Raw genomic sequence first — 22,762 nt, 5'->3', positions numbered from 1 at the left:
GGCAGCGGCGCAGCTCAGGCAAGCGCGAGCCGCGTATGGCCGTATGCGCTACGCGGCGATACAGGCGCTATTTCTTCTGGCGGGATTCGCGGATCTTGAGCAGCCGTTCGAGCTCTTCGTTCTGCTGATTGATGCGATCGGCGATGCGCGCCTCGTTCTGCTCGCCCGAAGCGGCGGCAGCCTGCTCGATGAGCTGCCTGATATTGCTCTCGAGGATCGCAATTCGATCGTTGATTTCGTCGAGTGAGAGTGACGTGTCATTGCTCATGATGCGTATCCTGCAAAATCAATCAAGAGCAGTAGGGTGGGCAAAGCGAAGCGCGCCCACCATGACTTAGCGCAAGAAAAAGGTGGGCACAGCGCTTTGCGCCCTTGCCCACCCTACAAGATTCTACTTCAAAGGCTCCAGCACGGAAACGTAGTTGGCGACGGCGGCGCCGCCCATATTGAAGATGCCGCCGAGCTTGGCGTTCTTGAGCTGCATGCCCTCGGGCGCCTGGCCCGCAAGCTGCATCGCGGTCATCACATGCATCGAGACGCCGGTGGCGCCGATCGGATGGCCCTTGGCTTTCAGGCCGCCGGACGGATTGACCGGGAGCTTGCCGTCCTTGAGCGTCCAGCCTTCCTTGATGGCGCGGGCGCCCTGCCCCTTCGGCGTCAGGCCCATCGCTTCGTACTCGATCAACTCGGCGACCGTGAAGCAGTCATGGGTCTCGACGAAGGACAGGTCGGAGAGCGAGACGCCGGCCTTCTCCAGCGCGCGCTGCCAGGCAACGGTGCAGCCCTCGAACTGGAGGATGTCGCGCTTGCTCATCGGCAGGAAGTCCTGCGCATGTGCGGTGGCGCGGAAGCCGATCGACTTGCTCATGCCCTTGGCGGTCTCGGCATCCGCGAGTACCAGCGCCGCAGCACCATCGGAGACGAGCGAGCAGTCGGTACGCTTCAGGGGACCGGCGACGTACGGGTTCTTCTCGCTTTCGGAGCGGCAGAACTCGTAGCCGAAATCCTTGCGCATCTGGGCGAAGGGGTTGGCAACGCCGTTCTTGTGGTTCTTGGCCGCGATCAGCGCCAGCGCATCGGACTGGTCGCCATATTTCTGGAAATAGGCGCTGGCGATCTTGCCGAACACGCCTGCGAAGCCGCCGACAGTGTCGCCGTCCTCGGGCAGATAGGACGCCTTCAGGAGATTCTTGCCGATCTCCGGCCCCGGCGTGCGCGTCATCTGCTCGACGCCGACGACCAGCACGATCTTGGCAGCCCCTGCGGCAATCGCGCGCAGGCCCTGGTGCACGGCGGCGGAGCCGGTGGCGCAGGCGTTCTCGACACGGGTTGCCGGCTTGAAGCGGAGCTGCGGGTCGGCCTGGAGCACCAGCGAGGCGGTAAAATCCTGCGGCGAGAAGCCGGCATTGAAATGGCCGAGCACGATCTCGTCAACGTCGGAGGCGGCAATGCCGGCATCCGCCAACGCCTCATTGGCGACGCGGGTGACGAGGCTTTCGACAGTCTCGGTGTCGAACTTGCCGAACGGCGTATGCGCCCATCCGACGATGCTGGCGGTCATGGTCATTCTCCCTAGATCTTACCTGACCTAAGTCTTAGCCCATCGATCGCAAGACTTCACGCGGCTTTCAGGGCCTTGAGCGTGCGCTGGCAGATGGCAGTTATGCCGGCCCAGTTCCCGGCCCTGATCTCCGCCGTCGGGCACAGCCAGGAGCCGCCGACCGCGACCACGTTGGGCTCGGCAAGCCAGGCCGCCGCATTGGCCTCGCCGACGCCGCCGGTCGGGCAGAACCGCACATTCGGGAACGGCCCGCCGAGCGCCCGCAGCCCCTTGATGCCGCCGGCCTGCTCGGCCGGGAAGAATTTTACGATGTCGAAACCCTGCGCCAGGGCCATCATCAGCTCGGATGCAGTCGCAATGCCCGGCGCGAAGGGCAAGGCGCTGTCGGTCGCGGCCTCCAGCAGATCGGGGGTCAACCCCGGGCTGATGCCGAACTTGACGCCGAGCTTCTCGACACGGGCAAAGTCCGCTGGATTGAGAATCGTGCCGATGCCGACGATCGCCTCGGGCACTTCGGCCATCATCGCCCTCGCCGCCTCGATCGCAACGGCGGTGCGCAGGGTCACCTCCAGCGTGCGGACGCCGCCGGCGACCAGCGCACGTGCCAGCGGCACGGCATCCTGGATACGCTCGATGGTAAGGACGGGAATGACGGTCGCGGCCTTGAACAGCGCGGCGAGTTGGTTCTGTTGGGCAGTCGTGGTCATGACTTTCGCTTCACTTGGTCGCTTGGCGTGAGGTTGCCGGCCGGTGCCGTTTCTTCGGCGGCATGGCATAGCCCGGAATAATGGCGCCGGGATAGCAGATCACAAGGCTCGCGAGGCGATGTCCGGCCTGGGCGGCCTCGACCGGATCGGAACCGCCGAGCCGGGCCGCGATATAGGCCGCGGCAAAGCTGTCGCCGGCCGCGGTGGTGTCGACCACCGGCTTGGTCATCGGCTCGGCGCGGACCTCGCGGGTCCCGCCGGGAAAGCGCAGGAGGCTGACGGGCTCGGCGAGCCGGAACACCAGCTCGGGGCTGGGAATGCGTGCCATCAGTTCGGCATGGCCTTCGCCGGGATGGAGCGCGAGCAGGTCCTCGGTCGAGGTCAGCACGATGTCGGCGGTCGCGAAGGCCGCGGCGAAGACTTCGCGGGCGACGTCGCGGTCGGGCCAGCCGCGCGCGCGAAAATTGGTGTCGAACACGAAGCGGGTGCCGAGCAGCCGCGCACGCTTGATCGCCGCGAACAGGCGCTCGCGCCCCGCCGCGTCGTAGATCGAGAGCGTGATCGCCGAAAGATAGATGAAGTCGTAGCTCATCAGCGAGTTCAGGATCTCGTCCGTCTCCGGCAGATCCATCAGCCGGCGTGCCGCCGCACTGTCGCGCCAGTGGAAGAACTGCCGCTCGCCCTTGCCGTCAGTCTGGATCATGTAGAGACCGGGCAGCTTGCCCGGCAGGCGCACGACGCGCCTTGTGCCGACGCCCTCCGCCGCCCAGGCCGCGACCATCTCATCGCTCAAGGCGTCATCGCCGAGCGCGGTGAAATAGTCGACCTTGACGTCGAGCCGCGCGAGATAAACCGCCGTGTTGAGGGTGTCGCCGCCGAAACCGCGCGAGTAGAGGCCGCCGCCCTGCCCCTGCCCAGTGGAATGTCCCCCCTGGGCCTGCCTGAGCTCGACCATGCACTCGCCGACGCAAGCAACGCTCGCCATCTCTCGACCCACACTGTTCACCGGTTACGTCAGGCGACGAAATTGCCGCCCAGCTCATCTTCGATGTGAATGCGGATAATATCGTCGAAGGTTTTCTCGGCCGTGGTGAAGCCTAGCTCGCGCGAGCGCTTTGCATCGAAATTGCGCGGCCAGCCGCCCACGATGCCGACGATGAAGGGATCGGGCTCGCGCTTGATGCGCGCAGCAACCTTTTCGCCCGCGACCCGCTTCAAGGCCGCGATCTGCTCGCCGACGGTTGCGGACAGGCCGGGCATGGTCAGATTGCGGCGCGGCCCAACCGTCGCGAGATCCATGGTGCCGGCGTGCAGCAGGAAGCCGACGGCAGAGCGCGGCGTGGCGTGCCAGTGGCGAACATCCTCCGAGACCGGAAGCACCGCTTCCTTGCCTGCGAGCGGCTCGCGCAGGATGCTGGAGAAGAAGCCGGAGGCCGCCTTGTTGGGCAGGCCGGGCCGGATGCAGATGGTCGGCAGGCGGATGCCGATGCCGTCGAGGAAGCCGCGGCGGGAATAATCGGCGAGCAGCAATTCGCCGATCGCCTTCTGCGTGCCGTAGCTCAACAGCGGCGTATGGAAGAACTCGTCGCCGATCGCATCCGGGAACGGCGCGCCGAACACCGCGATCGACGAGGTGAAGACCACGCGCGGCTTGTAACCACCGCCCATAAGCCGGATGGCGTCGAGCAGCATCCGCGTGCCGTCGAGATTGATGCGGTAGCCCTTGTCGAAATCGAGCTCGGCTTCGCCGGAGACGATGGCGGCCAGGTGGAAGATCACGTCGGGGCGGCCGGCGATCAGCTTCTCGGCCGCACCCGCCACGGCGAAGTCGCCCGACACGGTCTCGACGGGAAAGCCGGCCCTCTCCGGCTTTTTGGGCTCGACCACGTCGTGCATGGTCAGCCTGGTGATATCGCTCTTGCCGAGGCGGCCGTCGCGGAGCAGCCGTTCACAGAGTTTGCGGCCGACCATGCCGGCGGCGCCCAGAACCAGAATGTGCAAGAGCCTACTCCTTCTTATTGGTTAGCACGCGCCGCTCTTGGTACGTTCTCTTGATACGTCCCTTGGCGCGTTCTCGTGGCAGGCCCGCTGGTCACTCCTTCACGGCGCCGGTCATCGCCGACACATAATGCTCCACGAAGAAGGCGTAAAGGATGACGAGCGGCAGCGAGCCGGCCAGGGCTCCCGCCATCAGCGAGCCCCAGCGATAGATGTCACCGTCCACGAACTCGTTGACGATCGCGACCGGCACGGTCTTGTTGCTGGTCGATTGCAGGAAGGTCAGCGCGTAGATGAACTCGTTCCAGCACAGCGTGAAGCAGAAGATGAAGGCCGAGATCAGCCCGGGCACCGCGAGCGGCAGCACGATCTTGATCAGGATCTGCCAGCGGCTCGCCCCGTCGATCAGCGCGCACTCCTCGAGCTCAAAGGGGATGGTCTTGAAATAGCCCATCAACAGCCAGGTCGAGAACGGGATCAGGATCGTCGGATAGGTCAGGATCAGCGCCAGGGGCGAGTCGAACAGCCCATACTGGAACACGACGGTGGCGAGCGGAATGAACAGGATCGACGGCGGTACAAGATATGCGAGGAAGATCAGTCCCCCGACGAGATTGGCGCCCTTGTAGCGCAACCGCACGATGGCGTAGGCGGCCAGCACGCTCGCAAAAATCGAAAGCACCGTGGCGCAGACGGCCACGTACATCGTATTCCAGAGCCAGTGCGGGTAGTAGCTCTCGAACAGCAGCTTGTGGAAGTGCTTGAAGGTCGGATTCCAGGTCCAAAACGGGCTGTAGGTTTCCATATCGAGGAGCTGCTCGTCGGGCTTCACCGACGTCAGCGCCATCCAGTAGAACGGAAACAGCAGGATGACGACGATGATCGTGAGCGGCAGATAGAGCGTCACGATCCGGCGCGGCACCGACTGCAGATAGCTCATACCCTCGCTGTGATCGGCCGTAGGCGCCGAACCCGACAGCACATTCTTGAGATCGATGGATCTGGTGGGCAGGTCAGTCATTGCTCTCTCCCTGCTGCCACTTGCGGCGCTGCAAGCCGAACCATGAGATCATGATGGCCGCGAGCAAGAAGGGAATCATCGCGCTGGAGATCGCGGCACCCTCCCCGAGCTGCCCCGCGATGATCGCGCGCTGGTAGGACAAGGTTGCCATCAGATGCGTCGCATTGACCGGGCCGCCACGTGTCATCGCCCAGATGAGCTGGAAATCGGTGAAGGTGAACAGCACCGAGAAGGTCATGACGACGGCGATAATCGGGGTGAGAAGCGGATAGGTGATGTAGCGGAATCTCTGCCAGCTCGAGGCGCCGTCGAGGGTTGCGGCTTCGTAGAGCGACGGGGACACAGTCTGTAGTCCTGCGAGCAACGTGATGGCGACGAAAGGCACGCCGCGCCAGATATTGGCGAAGATCACGCAAATCCTGGCCCAGGTGGTGTCACCCAGGAAGTTGATGTTCTGACTGATCAGTCCGAGATGCTTCAGCGACCAGGAAATGATCGAGAATTGCGAATCGAAGATCCACCAGAATGCCAGCGCCGACAGCACGGTCGGCACGATGAAGGGGATCAGGACCATCGCGCGCAACATCGCCTTGAACGGCATGTTCTCGTTCAAGAGCAGCGCGAGATAGAGCCCGATGCCAAATTTGAACGCGCTGGCGAGAAAGGTGTAGAGCAGCGTGTTGAACACCGAAAGCCAGAAGATCGCGTCGTCCCACAACCACTCGTAGTTCTCGGTTGCAATGTATTGGCCGACGCGCCCGATGCGGGTGTCGGTGAACGACAGCCAGATCCCGAGCCCCAGCGGGTAGGCCAGGAAGAAGATCAGGAACGCCATCGCCGGCAGCATGAACCAGAAGCCGAGCCAGTTACGATTGTGCTTGAGCTGTTCCCAGGCGCTGGCCTCGCTCATCTGAGGCTTGGCCCGGGGAACGACGACATCAGCCATGCCCGATATCCCTGATCGAAGTGTTGACGGGCGGGCGGCCAAGACGGCCGCCCGCCCCGTGACCGTTAGCGATAGATGCGCTTCAACTGGCGCTCGGCTTCCGCCATCGCGCCCTTCGCATCCTTGGAGCCGGTGCAATAGTTGGCGAACATGTCGACGACGATGAAGTCGGCGATCGCGGTTGCCGCCTTTTCGCCGACCGTGCCGATGCCGGACGCCGGCAGGGTGCGCTTGGAGGCCTGCGAGAACACGGTGTTCTTGGGATCCGCAGTCCAGATCGGCGCCGACTCATAGGCGTTCAAGGTCTGCGTCAGATAGCCTTGGGCGCCGTCCAGCCACTTCTCGTAGTTTTCCTTCTCCAGCATGAAGGCGATGAAGGCCTTCGCCGCGTTCGGATATTTGGTGAAGTTGAAGGCGAGGATCGGCAGCGCAAGCTGCAACTCGGTCGGCTTGCCGATCGGCCCGACCGGCCAGAGCGCATGATAGGTGTCCGCGGCAAGCTCCTTCTTGGTCGCATCGGTCTTGGCGGCCACGTAGATCGAGATGCCGTTCGACGTGCAATAGAGCTCTCCGGCGAGGAACGCCTTATTGTTGGAGGAATCGTTCCAGGACGGCGTGCCCGGAATGAAGCTCTCGTACAGCGCCTTGCAATACTCCAGTGCCTTCGCCGTCTCCGGCGAATTGATGACGATCTTGTCGTTCTGGTCGACCGTGTACGCGCCGTGCCCCCAGAGCACCCAGTGCAGCCACGAATTCGCGTCGCCCGACGCATGCCCGAGAGCGAAGCCGGCCGGCGTGTTGTTGGCCTTGAGCGCCTTGCACATCTCGAGGAAGCCCGGGAAGTCCGTCGGGAACTCCTTGAAGCCCGCCTTGTCAGTCGCCGACTTCCGGTAGGTCATGTAACCGCCGTTGGTCGCGACGGGAATGCCGAGCCAGTCGTTGCCGAGCTTGCAGGTCTTGGCGGCCGCATCCGTCCAGCCGCCATATTTCTTGCCGAGATAATCGGCGACGTCGTTCATCTTCAGCACTTTGGTGGGGAAGAGCTGCGGCAGCGTGTGCAAGCCCCAGGCGAGATCGAGCCCGGAGCCGGTATTGGCCGCAACCGAGGCCTTCGGCTGCACGTCCTCGAAGGATTCGCTGAACACGTTCATTTCGGTGCCGGTCGCAGCCTTGAACGCCGCGACCATTGCGTTGAACGCATCATCCTCCTGCGGCACGAACCGCTTCCACCGCATCACGGTCAGCTTGGCGCCCGGCTCCGCCTTCCAAGGCGCGCTCTGCGCCCAGGCCTTGGCGAATTCGAACAGTGCCGGCCCGGTCAGCATGCCGGTGGCAGCCAAAGCCGTTCCCCCTTGAAGCAGAGCCCGGCGGGTAAAGTCTTGCATGTCGTCCTCCCTGTGATGCTTTTTATTGTCTTGCGTAATTGTGTTGCGCTACGCGTTCAGCCGTTTTCCTGTCGCCTCGTCGAACAAGTGGACCAGGCCCGGATCCGGCTTCAACCGGACCTTGTCGCCCGGGTTGAACAGGTGACGTTCACGGAACACCGCGACGACCTGCTCGCCGCCAACCTTGGCGAACACCTGCGTTTCGGAGCCGGTCGGCTCGACCACGATGATCTCGGCCTCCGCGCCGTCGTCGGCGATCGTGAAGTGCTCGGGCCGGACGCCATAGACCGCGGGGCGGCCGTCGGACGCCGTCGGCGCGGTCTTGAGCGGCAGCTTGACACCGTTCGGTCCCTCGAAGGTCGCAACGCCGTTCGAGCGCACATGACCTTTGAGGAAGTTCATCGCCGGGGAGCCGATGAAGCCCGCGACGAACTGGTTGTCCGGCTTGTCGTAGAGCTCGAGCGGCGTGCCCATCTGCTCGACGATGCCGTCATGCATGACGACGATCTTGTCGGCCATGGTCATGGCCTCGATCTGGTCGTGGGTGACGTAGACGGTGGTCGTCTTGAGCCGCTGGTGCAGCTCCTTGATCTCGGTGCGCATGGCGACGCGCAGCTTGGCATCGAGGTTCGACAGCGGCTCGTCGAACAGGAACACCTGCGGGTCGCGGACGATGGCGCGGCCCATGGCGACGCGCTGGCGCTGGCCGCCAGAGAGCTGCCGTGGATAGCGCTCGAGCAGCGGCGACAAAGCGAGAATCTCGGCGGCGCGCTTGACGCGCTTGTTGATCTCGTCGGAGCTCGCACCGCGCAGCTTCAGCGAGAAGCCCATATTGTCCGCAACCGTCATGTGCGGATAGAGCGCGTAGTTCTGGAACACCATCGCAATGTCCCGCTCCTTGGGCTGGACATTGTTGACGACGCGATCGCCGATCGAGATCGTGCCCGAGGTGATGTTCTCGAGACCGGCGAGCATGCGCAGAAGCGTCGACTTGCCGCAGCCGGAGGGGCCAACCAGGACGACGAACTGACCGTCCTCGATCGGAATCGTCACGCCGTGCAGGACTTCAAAATTGCCGAACGATTTCCGCACGTCGCGGATTTGCACAGATGACATCTAGCTCCCTCCTCACGAGTCCACGACGCCTCTTGCGCCGCGACCGTCTTGTTCTTTCAGACTTCACCAACCGAAGCCCGAACTTAACGGGCGACATTGTCAGCAGTTTGTGCGGTTTTGGCAATTTCGTCTTTGGTTAGTCTTTGCTGGTAGCGCTGTCAACGTTCCTTTGTTTGCGGGAGTGCCTGTGCTAAGAGCAACAAATGGGTCGAAAACGCACCAAGTCAGGCAAAATCCGGTTGGCGGAAGTCGCCGAGCTTGCCGGCGTCAGCCCGATCACGGCGTCCCGCTTTTTCCGCAACCCCGAGGCGCTGTCGGTTGCCAAGCGGGCCCGGGTCGAAAGCGCCGCCAAGGAGCTCGGCTATGTGCCGAACCTCGCTGCCCGCGCGCTGGCCTCGCAGCGTACCGAAGTGATCGGTGTGCTGATCCCCTCGCTCACCAATAACGTGTTCTCTGACGTGCTGCGCGGCATCTATGATGCCTCCGAAGGCAGCCGCTATTCGATCCAGCTCTCCAACACCCGCTACAGCATCCTCCAGGAGGAAAGGTTGTTGCGGCTTTTTCTCGCACAGAAGCCGGCCGGACTGATCGTGACCGGGATCGACCAGACCGCGGAATCGCGGGCGATGCTGGAGGCGGCCGACTGCCCGATCGTTCAGATCATGGAGATCGGGCCCAGTCCCGTCGACATGATGATCGGCTTTTCGCACTACGATGCGGCGCGCGCAGCGGTTGCGCACCTGTTCGCGCAGGGTTGCCGCCGGATTGGCTTCGTCGGCGCGCGAATGGACCCGCGGGTGCAACGGCGGCTGGACGGCTATGTCTCGGCCATGAAGGAGACTGCGCTGTTCGAGCAGCGTCTCGTCGTCACGACCGCCACACCGACCTCGGTGACGCTCGGCGGAGCCCTGTTTGCCGACCTCCTCGGGCGAGAGCCTGATATTGATGCGGTGTTCTGTGCCAACGACGACCTTGCGCTCGGCGTACTCTTCGAGTGCCGGCGGCGGGAGATCGTTGTGCCCGAGCAGATCGCGATTGTCGGCTTCAACGATCTCGAATTCATGGCAAGTGCGGTCCCCACCCTGACCAGCGTGCGCACCAACCGCTACGAGATGGGTCGCGCCGCCGCCACGATGCTGATCGACGCGATCGAAGGACGACGTCCGGAGGAGCCGGTGCTGGATCTCGGCTTCAAGGTCGTCGAACGGCAGAGCTCGCTCGCACAGCGCGCAGAGAGCCAGCCGATAGTATCCGAATTGGTGGTGGATCGAACAAAATGATAGCGTTACCAAGCACCCATGACTAGTATCGCACTTGTGAGGAAACGACCCGCCAGCGGGGCAACGATCGATCGTTCGCGCCGTTGGGCATCGCACAAGCCGACACCGTAAGACCGACGCCAGTGCGTTTGCATTGCAGGAGAGACCAATGACAAAAAAACCAACCAACGGGCACGTGCCCGCCAGCAACGGCAGTCGCCGGCACCTTCGCTCCCAGGAATGGTTCAACAACCCGCATAATCCGGGCATGACCGCGCTCTATATGGAGCGCTACCTCAATTACGGACTCACCCGCGCCGAGCTGCAGTCCGGCAAGCCGATCATCGGCATCGCCCAGACCGGCAACGACCTCTCCCCCTGCAACCGCCACCATATCGAGCTCGCCCATCGCGTCCGCGAAGGCATCCGTGAGGCCGGCGGTATCGCCATGGAATTCCCGACCCATCCGATCCAGGAGACCGGCAAGCGCCCCACCGCGGCGCTCGATCGCAACCTCGCCTATCTCGGCCTGGTCGAAATCCTGTACGGCTACCCGCTCGACGGCGTGGTGCTCACCACCGGCTGCGACAAGACCACGCCGGCCTGCATGATGGCTGCCGCTACCGTGAACCTGCCCGCGATCGTGCTGTCGGGCGGCCCGATGCTCAACGGCTGGCATGACGGCGAGCGCACCGGCTCCGGCACCATCGTCTGGAAGTCGCGCGAGCGGCTTGCCGCCGGCGAGATCGACTATGAGGAGTTCATGGAGATCGTGGCCTCCTCGGCGCCCTCGGTCGGCCACTGCAACACCATGGGCACCGCTTCGACCATGAACTCGCTGGCCGAAGCGCTCGGCTTCTCGCTGCCGGGCTGCGCGGCGATCCCGGCGCCCTATCGCGAGCGCGGCCAGATCGCCTACGAGACGGGCAAGCGCATCGTCGAGATGGTCTGGGAGGATCTGAAGCCCTCGGACATCCTGACCCGCAAGGCGTTCGAGAACTGCATCGTGATCAATTCGGCGATCGGCGGCTCGACCAACGCGCCGATCCACATCAACGCCCTCGCCCGCCACATCGGCGTGGAGCTGTCGATCGACGACTGGCAGAAGTTCGGTCACGACGTGCCGCTGCTCGTCAACATGCAGCCGGCCGGCTTCTATCTCGGCGAGGAATTTCACCGCGCCGGCGGCGTGCCCGCCGTGGTGCGCGAATTGATGCAGCACAAGCGCATCCACGAGGACGCGATCACGGTCAACGGCCGCGGCATCGGCGAAAACTGCGCCAATGCGCCGAAGCCCGACAACGACGTGATCTGGAATTACGACAAGCCGCTGGTGAAGGACGCGGGCTTCCTGGTGCTGAAGGGCAACCTCTTCGATTCAGCCATCATGAAGACCAGCGTGATCTCCAAGGAGTTTCGCGACCGCTATCTCAGCAACCCGAAGGACCTCAACGCCTTCGAGGGCCGCGCCATCGTGTTCGAGGGGCCGGAGGACTATCACGAGCGGATCGACGATCCCTCCCTCGACATCGACGAGCGCTGCGTGCTGTTCATCCGCGGTACCGGTCCGATCGGTTACCCCGGCGGCGCCGAGGTCGTGAACATGCAGCCGCCGGCGGCACTGATCAAACGCGGCATCCTGTCCCTGCCCTGCATCGGCGACGGCCGGCAATCCGGCACGTCCGGTTCGCCGTCGATCCTCAATGCCTCGCCGGAGGCCGCCGCCAATGGCGGGCTCGCGATCCTCAAGACCGGCGACAAGGTGCGCATCGATCTCAACAAGGGCAGCGCCAACATCCTGATCTCCGATGACGAGCTGAAGAAGCGCCACGCCGAGCTGAAGGCGAATGGCGGCTTCAAGCATCCGCCGAACCAGACGCCGTGGCAGGAGATCTATCGCAACACCGTCGGCCAGCAGTCGACCGGCGCCTGCATGGAGCTCGCCACGCGCTATCAGAACGTCGCCGGCGCGTTCGGCGTTGCGCGGGATAATCACTAGTCACTCGTCATTGCGAGGAGCGACGCGACGGAGCAATCCAGACTGTCTCCGCGATGAGATTCTGGATTGCTTCGCTTCGCTCGCAATGACGACGCAGCAAAGCAATTCAAGGTGAGGAGAATAAGAAAATGGCAGACCGCCTCAAGGGAAAACGCGCCGTTGTCACCGCCGCAGCCGCGGGCATCGGACGTGCATGCGCGATCGCATTTGCGCGTGAAGGCGCAACCGTGATCGCCACCGACATCAACGAAAGCGGCATCGCCACGCTTGGCAAGGAAGGAATCGCCGAGACGGCAAAGCTCGACGTTCGCAACACCGCCGATGTCAACGCCTTCGCCAAGCGGGTCGGCAAGGTCGATATCCTGCTCAATGCGGCGGGCTTCGTGCACCACGGCACCATTCTGGACTGTTCGGAAGAGGACTGGGACTTCTCGTTCGACCTCAACGTCAAATCCATGCACCGGACCATCAAGGCGTTCCTGCCGGCGATGCTGGCGGGCGGCGGCGGCAGCATCGTCAACATCTCGTCCTGCGCGGCGTTGCGGCCGCCTGCCAACCGCTATGTCTACAGTGCGTCCAAGGCGGCGGTATCGTTGCTGACGCGCGCGGTTGCGCTCGACTTCATCACCCAAGGCATACGCTGCAACAGCATCTGCCCCGGCACCGTCGAGACCCCCTCGATGCTCGACCGCGCCGCCGCTCAGGGCCCGCAGGGCAAGGAGATGTTCATCGCCCGCCAGAAGATGGGCCGGCTCGGCACGGCCGAGGAGATCGCGGCCATGGCGGTCTATCTCGGCAGTGACGAAAGCGCGTTCACCACCGGCGTCGACCTCGTCGTCGACGGCGGCTACATGCTCTGACGTCAGGATCAAAGGCTGCCGGCATGAACAAGATCGATCTGAACGGCCGCGTCGCCATCGTCACCGGCGGCGCGCAGGGCTTTGGTCGCGCCATTGCCGAGCGTTTTGTCGCCTCAGGCGCAAAGGTCGCGATCTGGGATTTCGACTCGAGCCTCGCCGAGAAGACGGCCAAGGCCATCGGCGGCGACGTGCGCGACTTCAAGGTCGACGTCACCGACACCGCGGCCGTCGAGACCGCCCGCGACGCCACGCTTGCGGCGTTCGGCAAGATCGACATCCTCGTCAACAATGCCGGCATCGCCGGCGTCAACAAGAGCGTCTGGGAGACCGATCTGGAGGAATGGCGCAAGGTGCTGCGCATCAACCTCGACGGCCCCTTCATCTGCTGCAAGGCGGTCGTCCCCACCATGCTCAAGCAGAAATACGGGCGGATCGTGAACATCGCGTCGATCGCCGGCAAGGAAGGCAATCCGAACGCGGCGCACTACTCGGCCTCCAAGGCCGGGCTGATCGCGCTGACGAAATCGCTCGGCAAGGAGCTCGCCACGCATGACATCCTCGTGAATGCAGTGACGCCGGCCGCGGCGAAAACCGCGATCTTCGACCAGATGACGCAGCAGCATATCGACTTCATGCTGTCGAAGATCCCGAAGGGCCGCTTCGTGCTGGTGGAAGAGCTCGCCGCTATGGTGGCCTGGCTGTCGTCGGAGGATTGCGCCTTCTCGACCGGTGCGGTGTTCGACATCTCCGGCGGACGAGCAACCTATTGAGGAAGCCATGATACGGGAAGGCGGATGCCTGTGCGGCGCGGTGCGGTTCAAGGCGGAGGGCGAGCCGCTCAATGTCCGGATCTGCCACTGCCGCAAGTGCCAGAAGGCGATGGGCTCGCCCTTCTTCGCCCGCGCGCAGTTCGATCAGAAGGCGCTGACGGTCGAGGGCGAAACGGGACGTTATGCCTCGTCGGAGAACATCGATCGCGTGTTCTGCACACGTTGCGGCACGCGCCTGTTTGCCTGGCGGCGCAACGGTACGCTCGCGGGCGTGGCGCTGGCGACCTTCGACGATCGCAACGCCTTTGCGCCGACAGAGCACATCTGGGTCTCGGAAAAGATCGCCTGGTTGAAGCTCGACGACGGCCTGCGGCAATATCCGACGACGATTCCGACCTGATCGCGCAATATCAGGATCGGTTTGAGGCGGAGGCGCCGGCAGTCTGAATGCGCGCGCCCGTTGTCGTGGCGATCCAGATCCCGGCAAACACCGTAACGATGCCGGCCGCCAGATTCCAGCGCAACGGCTCGTGCAGAAGGTAAGCGCCGACCAGCGATGCCGTGATCGGATTGACCGTCACCGAGATCGCCACCCGCGTCGGCGTCGTTCGTTCGAGCGCGAAGGCCCAGAGATAGAACGTCAGCGCGGCACCGAAGGCGCCGAGATAGAAGGCCGCCAGCCATTGCGGCGCGCCGAAGCCCGCGACCGGCGCGAAACTGCCGCGGAGATAGGAGAGCACGACGAGACAGGCCGCGCCTGCTGCCATACTCATCGTCGTGAAGGCGATCGGACTGGAGCGCCGGATCAGCGGCTTCGACCAGATACCGTACAGCGCCATGCACAGCGCGGCAGCGACCATCAGCAGATCACCACGCCAGGCGCCTGATGGCGCCGAAGTCAGGTCGGTGAGCAGCGCGATCGCAACGCCCAGCGTTGCAACGACGACGCCGATAGATTTGCGCAATGTCAGCGCTTCGCTGCCGAGCGCGGAGCCGATCGCCAGCGTCAGCAGGGGAAGCGTCGACAAAGCGAGCGCCCCGCGCGCTGCGGTCGTGAAGATCAGCGATGCGTTGAACAGAATCGGAAACAGGGCGAAGAACAGAACACCGAGCGCGGCCGCGGCGGCCCAGTCTGCTCGCTGCGGCCAGCGATCGCCGCGCAGGATCGTCAACGGCAACAATAGCAGAAAGCCGATGCCGAAACGGAACGAGCCGATCGCAAGCGGGTCGATGCTACTCACGAGATAGCGCGTGGCGCCGATCGAGGTGCCGCCCAGCGCACTCGACAGCACGGCGGCCAGGACGCCGGAGATCTCGCCCATGTCCCTCCCCATTTGCGATTATGCAAACAGCATAAGAGGAGCGCCGAAACAGGGAATGGAATTTCCGTCATGCTGGGATAACGTTTCGTCATGACCGCACCCGATCTCGATCCCGACCTTCTGAAGGCCTTTCTCGCCGTCGCGGAGCATCGCTCGTTCACCCGTGCCGCGGCGGTGCTCAACCGGACCCAATCGGCCGTGAGCGTTCAGATCAGGCGCCTGGAAGAGCGGCTCGGCACAAGACTATTCCACCGCACGAGAGCGGGCGTAGCACCAACCTCGGCCGGTGAAGAGCTGCTCGGATATGCGCGCCGCATTCTCGCGCTCAATGCCGAGGCGGTCGGCGCTGTCCGCGCGCGCAAAATCGACGGCGTGGTCCGCCTCGGCGTGATGGATGATTACGGCACCATCGTCATTCCGCCATTGCTGGCGAGCTTTGCCAAGAGCCATCCGCAAGTCCGGGTCGAGATCGAGACCGGATTGACCGCAACGATGCCGGCCCGGCTCGGCGAGGCCTACGACCTCGTCATTGCCATGCATCCGCAAGGCCGCGGTGACGGCGAGCTGCTGCGACGCGAGCAGGCGGTCTGGGCGGCCACCGCCTCGTATCCCGCCCAGGCGAAGGTTCCGCTGCCCGTTGCGCTCTACCCGCCGGGATGCCTGTTTCGCCAATGGGCCGCGGAGGCCCTCGATGCCGCCGGCCGGCCCTGGCGCCTTGCCTTTGTCAGCCGAACCCTTGCGGCGGTGGAAGCGATCGCGGCCCAAGGCCTCGCGGTGACAGTGGTGAAGGCCGGTACCCTGCCTGCCCGCCTTCGGCGCCTCTGCGAGCGTGATGGCTTGCCGCCGCTGCCTGCGGCGGACATCCGTCTTCACCGTGCGCGCAACCTTTCGCGCTCAGGCGCGCTCTTGGCGGATCATTTGTGCTGGAGCATTTCAGAATCGGCTCCCATATGTTGACCTGAAGCGTCGCTGCACCGCCGGATTGGCCGGATCGGCTGCAAGGCCGCGAGGCACAACCAGGACGGACGAGCCGTGAACATCTCCTTCTATGACCTTTCGGTCTGGGTGCTGCCGCTGGTGATCGCCATCACCTTCCACGAGGCGGCACACGGCTTCGTAGCGCACCGTCTCGGCGACGACACGGCCTGGAAACTCGGCCGCGTCAGCTTCAATCCGCTCCGGCATATCGACCCGTTCGGCACCCTGATCCTGCCGGCGATGCTGCTGTTTGCCCACTCGCCGTTCCTGTTCGGCTATGCCAGGCCGGTGCCGGTGAATTTCCGCAAGCTCAACAATCCAAGGCTCGACATGGTCTGGGTGGCGCTCGCGGGTCCCGTCACCAACATCCTGCTGGCGCTCGCGGCGGCCCTCGCGTTCCATGCCCTGCCCTGGGTGCCGGCCAGTTCGGCGAAATGGGTGGTCGACAACCTCAAGAACGCACTCGTGATCAACGTAGTGCTGGCGGTGTTCAACATGATGCCGATCCCGCCGCTCGATGGTGGACGGGTCGCGGTCGGGCTGTTGCCGCGTCCGCTCGCCCTGCCGCTGGCGCGGCTCGAACCATTCGGCATGCTGATCCTGATCGGACTGCTGATCCTGCTACCGCTGGCAGGTTCGCAGTTCGGTCTAAATCTTGATGTTATTTCAGCAATACTGGGAACGTTGACCGGTTATGTGATTCAGGCTGTTCTCTTGCTGACCGGCAATGCGTAGTTGAATTACACACCTGAAGACGAGCCGAAGGGCTAGAGGCCAACTTGGTCAAAGCTGCCGACATGCTGATCGCGCGACGAGCCGATACCCGCGCCCGCGCCGATTTTGCGACCTGGAAGATGATGGCCAAGCTCAACGGGTTGTCGGCCCTGCCCCCGGACGCGCAGGGCTTTCTCGCCAGCTACAAGGACCTCTTGGAGCAGATGAGCGAGGCGGAGGCGACCGAAACCACCATCGCCGCGGTCTACAAGGCCTATTACGCCGAGATGGGAGGCGCGGGAACCGCACCGGAAGTGCCCCCGCGTGCAGCCCCGCCTGTCAGCGACAATGTGACCGTGTTCCGGCGTCCCGCCCCGAAGCCGAAGAAGACCGCTCCGTTCGGGGCGGCTGCATACAGTGGAACCCAGAAGCGGCCGCTTCCGGTCGCCCTGATCTTCGCCTGTCTGATCGTTGTCTACGTCGCGATCCGGTATTACTGGCGCTGAGACTAGGGCCGCCCGCCGCAGCCCTTAGCTCTTCCCCGCAGTCTTCTCGTTCTTCCTGAAGATCACCGGCAGGACGAATGTCAGCCCCTCGTCCGCGACCAGCGGTGGCGGCTGCGGCACGGGATCCGACCGTTTGACCATTCCGATCGCCGCGTCGTCAAATATCGGGTCGCCCGAGCCCTTCTCGATGACAACCGAGACCACGTGCCCGAGCCGGTCCAGCGTCATGCGAACCGAGAGCTCAACCGATTTGAACAAACCCTTCGGATAGCGCTTGTGCCGGTCGAGATGCGCGACGAGGTCCTTTTCCCAGCCCTGACGAATGCGGACCGAGCGATCGCTCTTCTTCTCGGCGTTGGACGTCGGCATCGCAGTGGCTTCGGCGGCAGGCGAAGGCGTCGAGGCGTTGGTGGGAACGACGGCCTCCTTCGTTTCCTCCTCGGTCGGCTTCTTGGTCTCGTTCGGCGTCACGGCCCGGTCGGCCTCTTCAGCCTGGGTTGGAGTATCCTTCGGAAGGCTGCTCTCCTTGAGCTCCGCCTTCTGCTCCGTCAATTCAGGCGACGCGACCGACTCGTTCGAATCCGGGCCCGGCGGCAGCTCGCTGGGCTCGCCCTTGGGGGACATCGCCTCGAGCCCGACCTCGATCCCTTGCGGGTCCGCGATGACGTCGGGGTCGTCCGTCCGCAGATTTGCGAGCGCGAGCGCCGCGCCGCCGAGATGGAGCCCAAGCGCGACCACCGCGGCAACGATCCACAACGTTCGGGGCGACTTCTGCTCAAGATCGGACATCGGCTTCAGGCCTTCGTCACGGCTTCGGCTCGGCCGGCGCACCCTGTGGTGCGGTCGCCCCCGGAACGCCTTCCAGTGCCACCAGCTTGATCCTGGAATAGCCCCCCTTGTTCAGGAACTCCAGCACGTCCATCAGCTCGCCATACGGCACCGCACGATCGGAGCGCAGGAAGATGTATTTGTCCTTGCTCATGTCGGGCGTGGCATCGAGCGCGCTGACCAGATCGACCCGCTTCACGAAGGTCTCGCCGATCGCGATGGAAAGATCGGGCTTGATGGTGACGTAGGTCGGCTTGTCCGGCTTCTTCTGCGGCGTCGAGGTCGACGTCGGCAGATCGATCGGGAGATCGACCGTCGACAGCGGTGCCGCGACCATGAAGATGATCAGCAGCACCAGCATCACGTCGATGAACGGCGTGACGTTGATGTCATGCGTCTCGGAGAAGTCCGCATCGTCATCGAGATCATTGTCTGCGATCGAGGCGCCCATTGCTCACTCCGCCGCGCGCGAATGCATGGTGCCGTGGGTGCGATCGAGATCGCGCGAGAGCAGACGGCCCGATACGCCGGAGGCGCGGCTGACCAGCTCGAGATAACTCTTCGTCACGCGCGAGAAGTGGTTGTAGATGATGACCGCCGGGATCGCGGCGACGAGGCCAATCGCGGTCGCCAGCAGCGCTTCGGCGATGCCGGGCGCAACGACGGCAAGGTTGGTCGTCTGCGACTTCGAGATGCCGATGAAGCTGTTCATGATGCCCCAGACCGTGCCGAACAGGCCGACGAAGGGCGACGTGGAGCCGATGGTCGCCAGCACGCCCATGCCGATGCGGATGCGCCGCTGCTCCGCGCGCACGATCTCGGCGAAGCTCGAGGCCGCACGCTCCTTGATGCCGGCATCGCTCGAAAGGCCGGCCGACATCCGCGCCTCGCGTAGCGCTGCCGCCAGGAACGACGGCAGGATCCCCTGCTTGGTGCCGAGCGCCATCTGCGCTTCAGCCAGCGAACGCGCCTCCGCTACCTTCTTCAGCGCCGAACGAAGCTTGCTTGAGGCGACCGACAGCTCGATCGACTTGGCGATGAAGACGGTCCAGGTCACCAGCGAGGCGAAGGCGAGCCCGATCATCACCGCCTTCACGATGACGTCCGCCGACATGAACATCACCCAGGGTGACAATTCCTTCATGGCGGGCGCGGTCGATTTCAGCGTCCGGCTGCCGGGATCGGCCGAGGCCGCCTCGGGCGCCGGGGCCGCCGGTGCATCCGCTGGGGACGCGGCAGGCGTGGCGGCCGCAGGAGTCGAGGCAGCAGGCATCGGGGCAGCGGGTGCAGCCGTCGGGGGCACTGCCGGCGCAACCGCGCTCGGCTGCGGTGCCGTGGGAGCCGGGCCAGCGGCGGGCTGCGGGGCCGTCGCTGGTGCCGGCGCCGCCGGCTGGGCTTGTTGCTGGGCAGAAACAGGGGACGCGAGCCACGTCGCCGCCATCAGCACGGCTGCGGCAAGGCTTGCTTGGAGAGATGAGGTCTTCATACTTCGGCCCAGTAGCGAATGAGATTGTGATAGATGCCCGTCAATTTGACCGTTTCGGGATCGTCGCGCCCGAGTCGTTCCACCAGCGCCTGAATGGCGGTGTCGAGGTCAAAGATCATGCTGCGGGCGTGATCATCCCGTATCATGCTCTGAAGCCAGAAGAAAGACGCAACCCGGGCCCCCCGGGTCACCGGCGTGACGAGGTGCAGGCTGGTCGAGGGATACAACACGCAGTCGCCGGCCGGCAACTTGACTTCATGCGAGCCATAGGTGTCCTCGATCACAAGTTCGCCACCGTCATACTCCTCCGGTTCGGCCAGGAACAGCGTGACCGACAGGTCGGTGCGGATGCGAAGGCCGGTCAGGCGGTCGCCGCGGATGGCGTTGTCGACGTGCAGGCCGAAATGGTGGCCGCTGCTCGCCGCATAGCGGTTAAACAGCGGCGGGAAGATCTGCAGCGGGATCGCCGCGGCGAGGAACCGCGGGTGCGAGGTCAGCGCCGAGATGATGCGGTTGCCGAGCTTGCGCGCGACCTCGCCGTCCGGCGGCAACTGTTCGTTGCGCTTGACCATCGCCGACTGCGCGCCCGCGGTGGAACGGCCGTCTTCCCATTCGCTGGCGTCCATGATGCGGCGGAAGTCCGCCACATCATCCTTGCTCAGGACGCCCTCTATGCATGTCAGCATGGCACCTCGTTGTTACTCCATCAGTAGCGCGCCGAGAGCACCACGTAGGCGGCGCGCCCCGGTGCTTCCAGCACGAACGGCGCAGCGCTCTGGTACAGCGCGTCGTAGTAGCGCTTGTCGAAGATGTTGTTCACGAACAGCTTGACCTGCCAGTTCTTGTTGATCTTGGCTTCCGCGAACACGTCGAAGCGCCAATAGCTCGGGATCGACGTGCCCTGGTTGGCCGCGAGGAATGTGCCGCCATAGATTTTCGAGCGGTACACCGCCTGGCCACCAAGCTCCCAGACATCCGTAAGCTGATATTTACTGAGCAGGCTGAAAGATTGGTGCGCCACGTTCGCGAGAGGCAGGCCAACGTTCGTGGTGTAGAGAGTCGTGTTGGCCGGAGGAATCAATGATTTGGTCACCTCCGACTGCATCAAGACGAGGCCGCCAAAGACGCTCCACTTGTCAGTGATCTTGCCGCCCAATTCGAGGTCGATACCGCGGATGCGGTAGGCCGCGCCCGCGGTGATGCAGGAAACGGTCCCCGTTGTACCAGCAGGGTAAGGGCACGCTGCAGTCGCAGTTGCGGCTGTGATGTTGCGCGATTCTCGCGCGTTCTCCTTTTCCGTTTGGAACAGAGCAGCCGTCAACAAAAGGTGGCGGTCAAACAGCTCCCACTTGGTACCAAGCTCAATCGCCTTGTTCCTCTCCGGCCCGAATATCTGGCTCGGATTGCCGTTGAGGACAGGCGCAAGGCCACCATACTGGACGCTCGTGCCGTCAAACTCCGCGCCGACTGGATTGGAGGACGTCGCATAGGCGGCGTAGACGCTACCGTTCGGCAAAGGCTTGAGGGTCACACCGAGATTGAAGTTCGGCATGCCGTACTCTTGCTGTTGCTGACCGAAGACGCCGGACACACCATTGACCGTGCCATAGCCGCTGGTCTTGATGTTGTAGTCGTCGTAGCGGACACCGCCGTTGAGGATCAGGAGATCGTTATAATTGGCGGTATCGAGGGCATAGACACTCTTGGTGTCGATGGTGATCTTGGTCGGCAATCCGGACAGGCCCGAGGGTATCCCGAAGGGCAAGTTCGTGAATTGCGGATTGAATACGCTAACGCCCGACAGCGATCCGCTGCCGCTGAAACCGCCGGGGAGCGCCTCCGAGCTCAGACCAAGATATTTGTCGATCGACGATCTTTCATGGTCATACTCGAACCCAGCCAGCGCCGTGTGCTTGAAGCCGGCGCCGTCGTTGAACTTGTAGGTCGCCTCGGTCTGGTTGGCGATCACATCCGTGACCTGATAGCGGCTCTGCGGATTAGCCGTCAGCGTCGACGCCGAAAGCGGATTCGCAATCACCGGGGCTTCCGGCAGCGTGCCGATGTAGTTTTGCGTGGAGTGAGAATCGCGGAACCTGTTGGTGATCAGCAGGTCCGGCGTGACCTGCACTTCGGCATTGAGCGAGCCGATATCCTGGCCGGTCCGATAGAAGTCGCGGTTGACGAAGCCATACCAGTTGTTCCGGTTCGAGCCGAAGTCCGGGAACGGGCCGCCAGCAGTGCTGGCAGTGCTCGGCCGGTAGTAGGGCACGCCGAAATCCGGGAAGCCCGTCAGTTCGGTATGGATGTAGCCGGCGGTGATCTTGACTGCATCCACCGGCTTCCAGGTGGTGGCGACAAATGCGCCGTCGCGATTGTCTTTCACATAGTCGCGCCCGGCGACGCCCGCGTCCTGAAAGAGGCCGCCGGCGCGCACCGCCCAGGTCGGATTGATCACCTGGTTGACATCGAGCACCACGCGCTTGGTCATGTCGGTGCCAAACGTGGTGTCCATGTTGTAGAAGTTGCCTGCCGTCGTCGCCTGCTTGGTGACGATGTTGATCGCGCCGCCGGCGGTGCCGCGACCGGCGAAGGACGACGCCGGACCGCGCAGAATCTCGACCTGCTCGGTGAAGAAATTCTCGCGCACGCTGACGCCGGAATCGCGAACGCCGTCGATGAAGATGTCATTGCGGGCGTCGAAGCCGCGGATAAAGAAGCGATCACCGAAGGCGTTGCCGCCCTCGCCCGTGCCCAGCGTCACGCCGGCCGTGCTGAGAATCGCCTGCTTCAGCGTCGTGGCGTTCTTGTCCTCCAGGACATCCTTTGTGAGCACTGTGATCGATTTCGGTGTGTTCAGGATCGGCTCAGGAAATTTACCCGACGCCTGCACGCGGGTGGCCATGTAGGGCGCCGCCGGATTCGCGTATGGATCAGCATCCGGCGCAACAGCATTTGCGGAAGGCGCCTGCGCCGCCTGCTGACGCTGAGCCGCACGCCGCAGCGCGTTACGGGCGCGGACCTGTTCGGGCGACGGCTTTGCCGCTGCCGGACGCGGACGCTCCTTGGGCGCATCGACCGTCACCGGGGGCAGATTCGACTGCTGCGCCTGCGCGCCGCTCGAAACCGACGCGACGGCAATTAGGCTTGCAACGGCAGATACCGTCTTGCCCGCTGCGGCATCGAAACTGTTGTCAAAAGAACTTCTCGCCGCAGCCGAACGCAACGACCGCGGAATCCGAACACTGCCCATTTCACGACCCACCTTAAGACGACGATTGGTCGCATTGCGACAACGCGACGCGGCGT

At 63.8% G+C, this 22,762-nt stretch carries 23 protein-coding genes; 8 read left to right on the top strand and 15 right to left on the bottom strand.

Annotation, left to right across the window (positions count from 1 at the left end):
* Positions 1–67: 67 nt before the first annotated feature.
* The 9 genes from MTR72_RS09770 to MTR72_RS09730 all read right to left on the bottom strand — a co-directional run bounded on the left by MTR72_RS09770 (position 68) and on the right by MTR72_RS09730 (position 8,734).
* On the bottom strand, positions 68–268 hold the full coding sequence (locus MTR72_RS09770) for a hypothetical protein (RefSeq protein ID WP_280964431.1): 201 nt from the start codon (positions 266–268) through the stop codon (positions 68–70).
* Positions 269–391: 123 nt separating this feature from the next.
* The gene (locus tag MTR72_RS09765; RefSeq protein WP_280964432.1) at positions 392–1,561 is read right to left on the bottom strand and encodes an acetyl-CoA acetyltransferase; all 1,170 of its coding nucleotides are present in this window, start codon (positions 1,559–1,561) and stop codon (positions 392–394) included.
* A 56-nt stretch (positions 1,562–1,617) separates the two neighbouring features.
* Positions 1,618–2,268, bottom strand: a complete 651-nt coding sequence (gene eda, locus MTR72_RS09760; protein ID WP_280964433.1) for a bifunctional 4-hydroxy-2-oxoglutarate aldolase/2-dehydro-3-deoxy-phosphogluconate aldolase — start codon at positions 2,266–2,268, stop codon at positions 1,618–1,620.
* A gap of 10 nt (positions 2,269–2,278) precedes the next feature.
* Positions 2,279–3,253 carry a sugar kinase gene (locus MTR72_RS09755; RefSeq protein WP_280964434.1) on the bottom strand — a complete coding sequence of 325 codons (975 nt, stop codon included), beginning with the start codon at positions 3,251–3,253 and terminating at the stop codon, positions 2,279–2,281.
* A gap of 29 nt (positions 3,254–3,282) precedes the next feature.
* Positions 3,283–4,269 (bottom strand): D-erythronate dehydrogenase, encoded by a 987-nt coding sequence (gene denD, locus MTR72_RS09750; RefSeq protein WP_280964435.1) that lies wholly within the window; start codon positions 4,267–4,269, stop codon positions 3,283–3,285.
* Positions 4,270–4,360: 91 nt separating this feature from the next.
* The gene (locus tag MTR72_RS09745) at positions 4,361–5,287 is read right to left on the bottom strand and encodes a carbohydrate ABC transporter permease (protein WP_280964436.1); all 927 of its coding nucleotides are present in this window, start codon (positions 5,285–5,287) and stop codon (positions 4,361–4,363) included.
* A complete protein-coding gene (locus tag MTR72_RS09740) occupies positions 5,280–6,233 on the bottom strand; it encodes a carbohydrate ABC transporter permease (protein WP_280964437.1) in 954 nt (317 codons plus the stop codon). The genes MTR72_RS09745 and MTR72_RS09740 overlap by 8 nt, the downstream gene beginning before the upstream one ends.
* Positions 6,234–6,298: 65 nt before the next feature.
* Positions 6,299–7,618 carry an ABC transporter substrate-binding protein gene (locus MTR72_RS09735; RefSeq protein WP_280964438.1) on the bottom strand — a complete coding sequence of 440 codons (1,320 nt, stop codon included), beginning with the start codon at positions 7,616–7,618 and terminating at the stop codon, positions 6,299–6,301.
* Positions 7,619–7,666: 48 nt separating this feature from the next.
* Positions 7,667–8,734: an ABC transporter ATP-binding protein gene (locus MTR72_RS09730; protein WP_280964439.1), complete on the bottom strand. Its 1,068-nt coding sequence runs from the start codon at positions 8,732–8,734 to the stop codon at positions 7,667–7,669.
* A 203-nt stretch (positions 8,735–8,937) separates the two neighbouring features.
* Between MTR72_RS09730 and MTR72_RS09725 the strand changes: the two genes are divergently transcribed.
* From MTR72_RS09725 to MTR72_RS09705, 5 genes are all read left to right on the top strand, one after another.
* Positions 8,938–10,014, top strand: a complete 1,077-nt coding sequence (locus tag MTR72_RS09725) for a LacI family DNA-binding transcriptional regulator (protein ID WP_280964440.1) — start codon at positions 8,938–8,940, stop codon at positions 10,012–10,014.
* 148 nt (positions 10,015–10,162) lie between these two features.
* Positions 10,163–11,992, top strand: coding sequence for an IlvD/Edd family dehydratase (locus MTR72_RS09720; protein WP_280964441.1), 1,830 nt, complete (start codon positions 10,163–10,165; stop codon positions 11,990–11,992).
* 128 nt (positions 11,993–12,120) lie between these two features.
* Positions 12,121–12,852, top strand: coding sequence for an SDR family oxidoreductase (locus MTR72_RS09715; protein WP_280964442.1), 732 nt, complete (start codon positions 12,121–12,123; stop codon positions 12,850–12,852).
* Positions 12,853–12,875: 23 nt separating this feature from the next.
* Entirely contained in the window at positions 12,876–13,622 is a 747-nt protein-coding gene (locus MTR72_RS09710) for an SDR family NAD(P)-dependent oxidoreductase (RefSeq protein WP_280964443.1), read from the top strand.
* A 7-nt stretch (positions 13,623–13,629) separates the two neighbouring features.
* Entirely contained in the window at positions 13,630–14,022 is a 393-nt protein-coding gene (locus MTR72_RS09705; protein WP_280964444.1) for a GFA family protein, read from the top strand.
* Between the two features lie 10 nt (positions 14,023–14,032).
* Here the strand turns inward: MTR72_RS09705 and MTR72_RS09700 are convergent, their stop codons facing one another.
* Positions 14,033–14,944: a DMT family transporter gene (locus tag MTR72_RS09700; protein ID WP_280964445.1), complete on the bottom strand. Its 912-nt coding sequence runs from the start codon at positions 14,942–14,944 to the stop codon at positions 14,033–14,035.
* Between the two features lie 90 nt (positions 14,945–15,034).
* Between MTR72_RS09700 and MTR72_RS09695 the strand changes: the two genes are divergently transcribed.
* The 3 genes from MTR72_RS09695 (at position 15,035) to MTR72_RS09685 (ending at position 17,142) form a co-directional block, all read left to right on the top strand.
* A complete protein-coding gene (locus MTR72_RS09695; RefSeq protein ID WP_280964446.1) occupies positions 15,035–15,901 on the top strand; it encodes a LysR family transcriptional regulator in 867 nt (288 codons plus the stop codon).
* Positions 15,902–15,976: 75 nt separating this feature from the next.
* On the top strand, positions 15,977–16,657 hold the full coding sequence (locus MTR72_RS09690; protein WP_280964448.1) for a site-2 protease family protein: 681 nt from the start codon (positions 15,977–15,979) through the stop codon (positions 16,655–16,657).
* 62 nt (positions 16,658–16,719) lie between these two features.
* Positions 16,720–17,142, top strand: coding sequence for a hypothetical protein (locus MTR72_RS09685; RefSeq protein ID WP_280971010.1), 423 nt, complete (start codon positions 16,720–16,722; stop codon positions 17,140–17,142).
* Between the two features lie 24 nt (positions 17,143–17,166).
* On the opposite strand, the gene MTR72_RS09680 is transcribed toward MTR72_RS09685, so the two are convergent.
* The 5 genes from MTR72_RS09680 to MTR72_RS09660 are packed head-to-tail and all read right to left on the bottom strand — an operon-like array spanning position 17,167 to position 22,706.
* The gene (locus tag MTR72_RS09680; RefSeq protein WP_280964449.1) at positions 17,167–17,931 is read right to left on the bottom strand and encodes an energy transducer TonB family protein; all 765 of its coding nucleotides are present in this window, start codon (positions 17,929–17,931) and stop codon (positions 17,167–17,169) included.
* 16 nt (positions 17,932–17,947) lie between these two features.
* Entirely contained in the window at positions 17,948–18,421 is a 474-nt protein-coding gene (gene exbD, locus MTR72_RS09675; RefSeq protein ID WP_280964450.1) for a TonB system transport protein ExbD, read from the bottom strand.
* 3 nt (positions 18,422–18,424) lie between these two features.
* Entirely contained in the window at positions 18,425–19,456 is a 1,032-nt protein-coding gene (gene exbB / locus MTR72_RS09670; RefSeq protein ID WP_280964451.1) for a tonB-system energizer ExbB, read from the bottom strand.
* Positions 19,453–20,142: a Fe2+-dependent dioxygenase gene (locus MTR72_RS09665; protein ID WP_341510329.1), complete on the bottom strand. Its 690-nt coding sequence runs from the start codon at positions 20,140–20,142 to the stop codon at positions 19,453–19,455. Before MTR72_RS09665 ends, exbB begins: the two co-directional genes overlap by 4 nt.
* A 20-nt stretch (positions 20,143–20,162) precedes the next feature.
* Positions 20,163–22,706 (bottom strand): TonB-dependent receptor, encoded by a 2,544-nt coding sequence (locus MTR72_RS09660; RefSeq protein WP_280964453.1) that lies wholly within the window; start codon positions 22,704–22,706, stop codon positions 20,163–20,165.
* Between the last annotated feature and the right edge of the window lie 56 nt (positions 22,707–22,762).

Origin of the sequence: Bradyrhizobium sp. ISRA442 (assembly GCF_038085055.1) — a bacterium.
GTDB lineage: Bacteria > Pseudomonadota > Alphaproteobacteria > Rhizobiales > Xanthobacteraceae > Bradyrhizobium.
The sequence above is the reverse complement of the archived record's forward strand: the minus strand, read 5'-3'. Positions and strand labels throughout refer to the sequence as shown.

What these genes read in the sequence shown, in the direction of transcription:
- MTR72_RS09770 (WP_280964431.1), bottom strand. Translation starts at nt 268, where the DNA reads ATGAGCAATGACACGTCACTCTCACTCGACGAAATCAACGATCGAATT.
- MTR72_RS09765 (WP_280964432.1), bottom strand. Translation starts at nt 1,561, where the DNA reads ATGACCGCCAGCATCGTCGGATGGGCGCATACGCCGTTCGGCAAGTTC.
- eda (WP_280964433.1), bottom strand. Translation starts at nt 2,268, where the DNA reads ATGACCACGACTGCCCAACAGAACCAACTCGCCGCGCTGTTCAAGGCC.
- MTR72_RS09755 (WP_280964434.1), bottom strand. Translation starts at nt 3,253, where the DNA reads ATGGCGAGCGTTGCTTGCGTCGGCGAGTGCATGGTCGAGCTCAGGCAG.
- MTR72_RS09745 (WP_280964436.1), bottom strand. Translation starts at nt 5,287, where the DNA reads ATGACTGACCTGCCCACCAGATCCATCGATCTCAAGAATGTGCTGTCG.
- MTR72_RS09740 (WP_280964437.1), bottom strand. Translation starts at nt 6,233, where the DNA reads ATGGCTGATGTCGTCGTTCCCCGGGCCAAGCCTCAGATGAGCGAGGCC.
- MTR72_RS09735 (WP_280964438.1), bottom strand. Translation starts at nt 7,618, where the DNA reads ATGCAAGACTTTACCCGCCGGGCTCTGCTTCAAGGGGGAACGGCTTTG.
- MTR72_RS09730 (WP_280964439.1), bottom strand. Translation starts at nt 8,734, where the DNA reads ATGTCATCTGTGCAAATCCGCGACGTGCGGAAATCGTTCGGCAATTTT.
- MTR72_RS09725 (WP_280964440.1), top strand. Translation starts at nt 8,938, where the DNA reads ATGGGTCGAAAACGCACCAAGTCAGGCAAAATCCGGTTGGCGGAAGTC.
- MTR72_RS09720 (WP_280964441.1), top strand. Translation starts at nt 10,163, where the DNA reads ATGACAAAAAAACCAACCAACGGGCACGTGCCCGCCAGCAACGGCAGT.
- MTR72_RS09715 (WP_280964442.1), top strand. Translation starts at nt 12,121, where the DNA reads ATGGCAGACCGCCTCAAGGGAAAACGCGCCGTTGTCACCGCCGCAGCC.
- MTR72_RS09710 (WP_280964443.1), top strand. Translation starts at nt 12,876, where the DNA reads ATGAACAAGATCGATCTGAACGGCCGCGTCGCCATCGTCACCGGCGGC.
- MTR72_RS09705 (WP_280964444.1), top strand. Translation starts at nt 13,630, where the DNA reads ATGATACGGGAAGGCGGATGCCTGTGCGGCGCGGTGCGGTTCAAGGCG.
- MTR72_RS09700 (WP_280964445.1), bottom strand. Translation starts at nt 14,944, where the DNA reads ATGGGCGAGATCTCCGGCGTCCTGGCCGCCGTGCTGTCGAGTGCGCTG.
- MTR72_RS09695 (WP_280964446.1), top strand. Translation starts at nt 15,035, where the DNA reads ATGACCGCACCCGATCTCGATCCCGACCTTCTGAAGGCCTTTCTCGCC.
- MTR72_RS09685 (WP_280971010.1), top strand. Translation starts at nt 16,720, where the DNA reads ATGCTGATCGCGCGACGAGCCGATACCCGCGCCCGCGCCGATTTTGCG.
- MTR72_RS09680 (WP_280964449.1), bottom strand. Translation starts at nt 17,931, where the DNA reads ATGTCCGATCTTGAGCAGAAGTCGCCCCGAACGTTGTGGATCGTTGCC.
- exbD (WP_280964450.1), bottom strand. Translation starts at nt 18,421, where the DNA reads ATGGGCGCCTCGATCGCAGACAATGATCTCGATGACGATGCGGACTTC.
- exbB (WP_280964451.1), bottom strand. Translation starts at nt 19,456, where the DNA reads ATGAAGACCTCATCTCTCCAAGCAAGCCTTGCCGCAGCCGTGCTGATG.
- MTR72_RS09665 (WP_341510329.1), bottom strand. Translation starts at nt 20,142, where the DNA reads ATGCTGACATGCATAGAGGGCGTCCTGAGCAAGGATGATGTGGCGGAC.
- MTR72_RS09660 (WP_280964453.1), bottom strand. Translation starts at nt 22,706, where the DNA reads ATGGGCAGTGTTCGGATTCCGCGGTCGTTGCGTTCGGCTGCGGCGAGA.